A 6,901-nucleotide genomic window follows, 5' to 3' on the forward strand; every position below is an offset into this window, starting at 1 on the left:
TCGACGGCGATCTCGTCGAAGGGGTTCATCGACATCTTGACGTTGGCGGTCTCCACGCCCGAGCCGTCCGCCTTCACGCGGACCTTCACGTTGTAGTCGACCACCCGCTTCACGGGCACCAGCACCTTCATCGTCTCTTCTCCGGAAATCCTCAAATCCGCTCGATGACCGCAGCGATGCCCTGCCCCACGCCGATGCACATGCTGACCAGCGCGTAGCGCCCTCCCGTCCGCTCCAGCTGGCGCAGCGCCGTCAGCGCGAGGCGCACGCCGCTGGCGCCCAGCGGGTGGCCGATGGCGATGGCGCCGCCGTTCGGGTTCAGGCGGGAATCGCCGGAGGGCATCTCCAGCAGCTTGGCGCAGCCCAGCACCTGGGTGGCGAAGGCCTCGTTGATCTCGATGACGTCCATGTCCTTCAGCGTCAGGCCGGCGCGCTCCAGCGCCTTGCGGCTGGCCGGGACGGGGCCGAGGCCCATGACGCGCGGCTCCACCCCGGCGATGGCGCCGGAGAGGATGCGGCCGCGCGGCTTCACCCCAGCCCGCTCGCCCGCCGCCCGCGTGCCGACCAGCAGGGCGCCCGCTCCGTCGTTAACGCCGGACGCGTTGCCGGCGGTCACCACCCCGCCCTCGTTCAGCGGACGGAGCACCGCCAGCTTTTCCACCGTGGTGTCGGCGCGGGGGTGCTCGTCCTCGCTCACCGTCAGGGTCTTGCCCCTGGCCGGCACCTCGGCCGCGCAGATCTCGCCCGCGAAGAAGTCCTCCGCCTTGGCGGCGGCGTAGCGGGCCTGAGAGGCGGCGGCGAAGGCGTCGCTCTCGGCCCGGCCGATGCCCAGCTCGCGGCCGACGGTGTCAGCGGTCTGGGGCATGGTGTCGCCGCCGTAGGCCCCGGTGATCCACGGGTTGGGGAAGCGCGCGCCGATGGTCGAATCGAAGATCGCCGCCTCGCGCGAGAACGGCGCCTCCCCCTTCGCCAGCACGAAGGGGGCGCGGCTCATGCTCTCGACACCGGCGGCGACGAACAGCTCGCCCTGGCCGCAGTGGGCGGCGCGCGCCGTGTCCAGCAGGGCCGCCAGGCCGCTGCCGCACAGCCGGTTCACCGTCAGCCCGCCGGCCTCGACGGGCAGGCCGGCGCGCAGGCCGGCGTGGCGCGCCACGTTGCGCGCGTCCTCGCCGGCCTGGTTGGTGCAGCCGCAGACGACGTCCTCGATCCGCGCGGCGTCGAAGCCGCCCGCCTCCACCACCGCCTTGATCGCCTGCGCCAGCAGATCGTCCGGCCGCACCCGCGACAGCGCCCCGGCGTGGCGGCCGAACGGCGTGCGGATCCCGGCGTAGATGTAGGCGTCAAGCATGTCTCATCCCCTCAATCCCGATATGCGGAATTTAATTCCATTTTCGTTGACGCGCACCATATCCGCTGTAGGATGACAATTCAAACGGAAATTCACCGACACGGCGGAGGAGAGAGAACGCCATGAAGTGCGTGCTGTGCAGACGGTTCGGCCCACCCGACACGCTGACCATCGACGACGTGCCGGAGCCCGGCTGCGGCCCCGGTTCGGTGCGGATCCGCGTCCACGCGGCCGGGGTGAACTTCCCCGACACGCTGATCATCGAGGGCAAGTACCAGCTTCGCCCGGAGCCGCCCTTCACGCCGGGGGCCGAGGTGGCCGGCGTGGTGGACGCCATCGGCACCGGGGTGGCCGGACTGGCGCCGGGCGACCGGGTGATGGCGCTGACCGGCTGGGGCGGCTTCGCGGAGATGGTCGAGGTGGAAGCCCGGCGGGCGATGAAAATCCCCGACACGATGGACTTCCCGACCGCCGCCGGCTTCGCCATGACCTACGGCACGTCGATGCACGCGCTGCGGCAGCGGGCGCGGCTGGCGCCGGGAGAAACGCTGCTGGTGCTCGGCGCCGGGGGCGGCGTCGGCCTCACGGCGGTGGAACTCGGCCGCACCATGGGCGCTACGGTCATCGCCGCGGCGGGCAGCGCGGAAAAGCTGGAGGCGGCGCGCGCCGCCGGCGCCACGCACCGGATCAACACCCGTGAGGAATCGCTGCGCGACCGCCTGAAGGCGATCACCGCCGGGCGCGGCGTCGATGTGGTCTACGATCCAGTCGGCGGCGACCTGTTCGACGAGTCGCTGCGCAGCCTCGCCTGGAACGGCCGGCTGCTGGTGATCGGCTTCGCCAGCGGCCGGATTCCGCAGGCGCCGGTCAACCTGCCGCTGCTCAAGGGCGCGGCCATCGTCGGCGTCTACTGGGGCGCCTTCCGCCAGCACGAGCCCGAGGAGGATCGCCGGAACTTCGACGACCTCTTCGCCTGGCACGCCGAGGGCCGCCTGCGCCCGCGCATCGACCGCCTGCTGCCGCTCGACCGCGCCGCCGAGGCACTGAACGCGCTGCGCGCGCGGACGGTGACGGGAAAGATCGTGCTGACGGTGGACGGCTGACGCCGCTCCGTATGGTTCTGCATTGCAGAATAAAATTCTGCATGCCAGACTGCTCACTCTGAATGAAAACGAACAGACGGGCCGCGCCCCGCGGCTCAGGAGGAAGCATGTTCGAATGTTCGCCGCGGGCCGAGGCCCTGCGCCAGCAGTTGCTCCGCTTCATGGACGAGCACATCTACCCCAACGAGTCCGTCTTCCTGGCGCACGAGGAGGGCGAGGCCCGCTGGCGGAACCCGCCGCTGCTCGAGGAGTTGAAGGCCAAGGCCAGGGAACGGGGGCTGTGGAACCTCTTCCTGCCGGAGAGCGAATACGGCGCCGGCCTCACCAACCTCGACTATGCGCACCTGTGTGAGATCATGGGCCGCTCGCCGGCGGCGGCGGAGGTGTTCAACTGCTCCGCCCCGGACACCGGCAACATGGAGATCCTCGCCCGCTACGGCAGCGAGGCGCAGAAGGAGCGTTGGCTGAAGCCGCTGCTGGACGGCGAGATCCGTTCCTGCTTCTCGATGACCGAGCCGGCGGTGGCCTCGTCGGACGCCACCAACATCCGCTGCTCCATCGTGCGCGACGGCGAGGAGTACGTCATCAATGGGCGCAAGTGGTGGTCGTCCGGCGCCATGAACCCGGCGTGCAAGCTGGCCATCGTCATGGGCCGGACGAACCCGGACGAGAAGCGCTACCGCCAGCAGTCCATGGTGCTGGTGCCGATGGACGCGCCGGGCGTGCGGGTGGTGCGCGCGCTGACCGTGTTCGGCTACGACCACGCGCCGCACGGCCACGCCGAGGTGGAGTTCACGGACGTCCGCGTGCCGGCGTCGAACATCCTGCTGGGCGAGGGCCGCGGCTTCGAGATCGCGCAGGGCCGCCTCGGACCCGGCCGCATCCACCACTGCATGCGCACCATCGGGCTGGCCGAGCGCGCGCTGGAGGCGATGGTCGCCCGCGTGAAGGAGCGCGTCGCCTTCGGCCGCCCGCTGGCCGAGCAGGGCACGATCCGCCAGGACATCGCCCGCTCGCGCGTCGAGATCGAGCAGGCCCGTCTGCTGACGCTGAAGGCCGCGCACATGATGGACACGGTCGGCAACAAGGTGGCGCGGCGCGAGATCGCGATGATCAAGGTCGTGGCGCCGACCATGGGCTGCACCGTCATCGACCGCGCCATCCAGGCGCACGGCGGCGCCGGCGTGTCGCAGGACGTCTTCCTCGCCGCCGCCTACGCCAAGGTGCGCACGCTGCGCCTCGCCGACGGCCCGGACGAGGTGCACCTGGAGAGCATCGCCAAGCTGGAGCTGGGGTGAGGCGGTCGCCCTACCCCTGTGCTTTCCGGTGGAATGTACCGATGTCTTGTTCTAAAGCAGGCGAGGGCCAATGAAGGCGTGGCGGGAGCTGGTGCGGTGAAGAAGAGAACCAACCCTATCGCAGGCGACATCACCACGCTGGACGGTGACGATCCCTTCCCCGGCGACCGCCAGTTCGTCGTCGCGCTGTACCGCGGACTGGAGATCCTGCGCTGCTTCCGTCCGACCGACGGCGCGCTGGGCAACCAGGAGCTGGCGCAGCGCAGCGGCCTGCCGAAGGCCACGGTGTCGCGCCTGACCTACACGCTCAGCAAACTCGGCTACCTCGTCTACATGGAGGAGAGCGGCAAGTACCGCATGGGCGTGCCGGTGCTCGGCCTCGGCTACGCCTGCCTCGCCGGCATGAAGATCCGCGAGACGGCGCAGCCCTTCCTGCAGGAGCTGGCCGACTACGGCGGCGACGGCGTCACCACCGCGCTGGGCGGGCGGGACGACCTCAGCATGATCTACATCGCCTTCGCGCGCAGCGTCGGCATGATCTCGCTGCAGCTCAACGTCGGCTCGCGCATCTCGCTGGCCCGCTCCGGCATGGGGCGCGCCTACCTGGCCGGGGTGAGCGAGCAGGAACGCGCCATGCTCATGGAAAAGCTCCGCGCGCGGGCCGGCGAAGACCGCTGGCCGAAGCTGGAGGACGGCATCCTGCGCGCCATCGAGGAGGTGCGCACCCGCGGCTTCTGCATGAACGTCGGCGACTGGCACCCACAGGTGAACTCGGTGGCGGTGCCCTTCCGCCCGCCGCACGGCGACATGCCGGTGCTGGCCTTCAACTGCGGCGGCCCGGCCTACAACCTGACGCCGGAGCGGCTGGAGAAGCACCTCGGACCACGGCTGGTGGAGATGGTCGGCAAGGTGGCGGCGTTCGGCGGGACGTACGGCTGAAACTCAGCCGCGCGGCCGCTTGATGAAGCAGGTGGCCGACGCGCTGGCGAGCAGGTTGCCGGCGGCGTCCCGCAGGGTTCCCTCGGCCACGCCGAGTGAGCGCGAGAGGTGCGTGACCCGCGCCTCCGCCACCAGATCCTCGTGCCGCGGCACGGGGCGCAGCATCTTCACGGCGAGATCGACCGTGCCGTAGCCGACGCCGGCTTCGAGCATGGTGTGAACGGCCGATCCCGTGACGGAATCCAGCACGGTGGCGGCGAAGCCGCCGTGCACGCCGCCGAGCGGGTTGAGGTGCCGGTCGTCGGCGCGGGCGCGCATGACGACGCGCCCTTCCTCCACCTCCAGCCCCCGCATCCCCATGGTCTCGGCCATCGACGCGCGGGGCAGCGCGCCGGCAGCGAACGCCTTCAGCAACTCGAGGCCGGAAAGCGCGTGATGGGGCGGCGCCCTGTCATTCGTGCCCAAAATCGAACTCCCCTCAGATCCCCGCCAGCATCAGGTCCGCCGCCTTCTCGCCGATCATGGCGCTGGGCGCCTGGGTGTTGCCGCTGACGATGCTCGGCATCACCGAGGCGTCGGCGACGCGCAGCCCCTCCAACCCGCGCACCCGCAGCTGCGGGTCGACGACCGAGCGCGCGTCCGCCCCCATGCGGCAGGTACCGACCGGGTGGTAAATGGTGTCCGCCCGCGCGCGGATCAGTTCGCGCAACGTCTCGTCGCTCTCGCGGCTGGTGTCGTAGAGCGGCTTGGCGGGAATCCTGGAGATCGACGGCGCCGCCAGGATGCGGTGCACCAGACGCACGCCGCGCAGCAGCGTCTCCAGGTCCTCCGGCGCGCTGAGGTAGCGCGGATCGATCAGCGGCGCCACGTGGGCGTCGGGGCCGGCGAGGCGGACGGTGCCGCGGCTCTCCGGCCGCAGGCCGCAGACGTGCACCGAGAAGCCTCGGGCGTAGTGCCGCTTGCGGCCGTGGTCGTCCACCGGGCTGATGCAGAAATGCAGTTGCAGGTCGGGGCGGTCGAGGTCCGGCCGGCTCTTGAGGAAGCCGCCGGCCTCGGAGATGTTGCTGGTCAGCAGGCCGCGCCGCTCCTTCTTGTAGCGCTGGAGCGCGCCGAAGAACTGGATGGCGAAGCCCGGCGTCACGCCGATCAGGTCGCGCGACGAGGCCAGCCGCGCCACGCAATAGTCCAGGTGGTCCTGAAGGTTGCCGCCGACCTCCGGCGCGTCGTGCAGCACCTCGATGCCGAGGTCGCGCAGGTGCTCCCCCGGCCCGACGCCGGAGGCCATCAGCAGCTGCGGCGAGCCGAAGGCGCCGGCCGACAGCACGACCTCCCGGCGCGCGCCGATCAGCCGCTCGCCGCCCGCGCCGGCCACGATCATGCCGCGGGCGCGCCGGCCCTCGAAGACGAGGCGCAACGCCTGGGTGTCGGCGATCACCGCCAAGTTGGGACGGGTGCCGTTTTCCAGATAGGCGCGCGCGGCGTTCCAACGCTCGCCGTTCTTCTCGAACACCTGGTAGAGACCGACGCCCTCCTGCACCGGGCCGTTGAAGTCGCGGTTCTCGGGGAAGCCCGCCTCGACCGCCGCCCGCACGAACAGACCGGAGAACGGGCTGGGATCCACCGGGTCGGCGACGTTGAGCGGGCCGCCGACGCCGTGCAGGGCATCGCCGCCGCGCTCGTTGTTCTCGGATCGCCTGAAGCAGGGCAGCACGTCGTCCCAGCCCCAGCCGGTGCAGCCGGCGGTGGCCCAGCCGTCGTAGTCCTCGCGCTGACCACGGACGTAGACCATGGCGTTGATCAGGCTGCTGCCGCCCACGCCGCGCCCGCGCGGCTGGTAGCCCTGGCGCCCGCCCAGTTCGGCCTGTGGCACAGTCCGGTAGGCGTAGTTGCGCTCGGACGGGCGCGGCACCGTCGCGGCGATGCCGAAGGGCGCGTGCACCACATGCGGGTGGCTGCCGGGGCCGGTCTCCAGCAGCGCCACGGCGAGGTCCGGCCGCGCGTCGGCGAGGCGGGCGGCGACCGCGCACCCGGCCGGGCCGGCGCCGACCACGACCACGTCGAAGATGTCGTTCATGGATCTCATCCGATCTGATGGAAAGGTTTGGCCGCGGGGCGCGCGGCCGGGACCGGCCGCCGCAATCCGGGCATGAGGAGGGAGATGAGGGCGGGGATCATGACGATGGCGCCGAGCATGTTCCACAGGAACATGAAGG

General features: G+C 71.1%; 6 protein-coding genes and 1 pseudogene. 3 read left to right on the plus strand and 4 right to left on the minus strand.

The genetic code is table 11. The features are described from left to right. Together TSO221_RS36715 and TSO221_RS33550 are read right to left on the minus strand one after the other, a co-directional pair. Nucleotides 1-131: pseudogene (locus TSO221_RS36715) on the minus strand (electron transfer flavoprotein subunit beta/FixA family protein); the annotation flags it as partial. Between the two features lie 20 nt (nucleotides 132-151). Continuing rightward, nucleotides 152-1,348, minus strand: a complete 1,197-nt coding sequence (locus tag TSO221_RS33550) for a 3-oxoadipyl-CoA thiolase (protein WP_109122801.1) — start codon at nucleotides 1,346-1,348, stop codon at nucleotides 152-154. A 122-nt stretch (nucleotides 1,349-1,470) separates the two neighbouring features. Between TSO221_RS33550 and TSO221_RS33555 the strand changes: the two genes are divergently transcribed. The 3 genes from TSO221_RS33555 to TSO221_RS33565 all read left to right on the plus strand — a co-directional run bounded on the left by TSO221_RS33555 (nucleotide 1,471) and on the right by TSO221_RS33565 (nucleotide 4,688). Then, entirely contained in the window at nucleotides 1,471-2,451 is a 981-nt protein-coding gene (locus tag TSO221_RS33555; RefSeq protein WP_109122802.1) for an NADPH:quinone oxidoreductase family protein, read from the plus strand. Nucleotides 2,452-2,558: 107 nt separating this feature from the next. Further along, on the plus strand, nucleotides 2,559-3,749 hold the full coding sequence (locus tag TSO221_RS33560; protein WP_109122803.1) for an acyl-CoA dehydrogenase family protein: 1,191 nt from the start codon (nucleotides 2,559-2,561) through the stop codon (nucleotides 3,747-3,749). A 96-nt stretch (nucleotides 3,750-3,845) separates the two neighbouring features. Beyond that, nucleotides 3,846-4,688, plus strand: coding sequence for an IclR family transcriptional regulator (locus TSO221_RS33565; RefSeq protein WP_247878389.1), 843 nt, complete (start codon nucleotides 3,846-3,848; stop codon nucleotides 4,686-4,688). Between the two features lie 3 nt (nucleotides 4,689-4,691). Here the strand turns inward: TSO221_RS33565 and TSO221_RS33570 are convergent, their stop codons facing one another. After that, nucleotides 4,692-5,153 carry a PaaI family thioesterase gene (locus tag TSO221_RS33570; protein ID WP_199229743.1) on the minus strand — a complete coding sequence of 154 codons (462 nt, stop codon included), beginning with the start codon at nucleotides 5,151-5,153 and terminating at the stop codon, nucleotides 4,692-4,694. 13 nt (nucleotides 5,154-5,166) lie between these two features. After that, nucleotides 5,167-6,762, minus strand: coding sequence for a GMC family oxidoreductase N-terminal domain-containing protein (locus tag TSO221_RS33575; protein WP_109122805.1), 1,596 nt, complete (start codon nucleotides 6,760-6,762; stop codon nucleotides 5,167-5,169). Between the last annotated feature and the right edge of the window lie 139 nt (nucleotides 6,763-6,901).

This window comes from Azospirillum sp. TSO22-1 (genome assembly GCF_003116015.1).
Taxonomy (GTDB): domain Bacteria; phylum Pseudomonadota; class Alphaproteobacteria; order Azospirillales; family Azospirillaceae; genus Azospirillum.

What these genes read in the sequence shown, in the direction of transcription:
- TSO221_RS33550 (WP_109122801.1), bottom strand. Translation starts at nt 1,348, where the DNA reads ATGCTTGACGCCTACATCTACGCCGGGATCCGCACGCCGTTCGGCCGC.
- TSO221_RS33555 (WP_109122802.1), top strand. Translation starts at nt 1,471, where the DNA reads ATGAAGTGCGTGCTGTGCAGACGGTTCGGCCCACCCGACACGCTGACC.
- TSO221_RS33560 (WP_109122803.1), top strand. Translation starts at nt 2,559, where the DNA reads ATGTTCGAATGTTCGCCGCGGGCCGAGGCCCTGCGCCAGCAGTTGCTC.
- TSO221_RS33575 (WP_109122805.1), bottom strand. Translation starts at nt 6,762, where the DNA reads ATGAACGACATCTTCGACGTGGTCGTGGTCGGCGCCGGCCCGGCCGGG.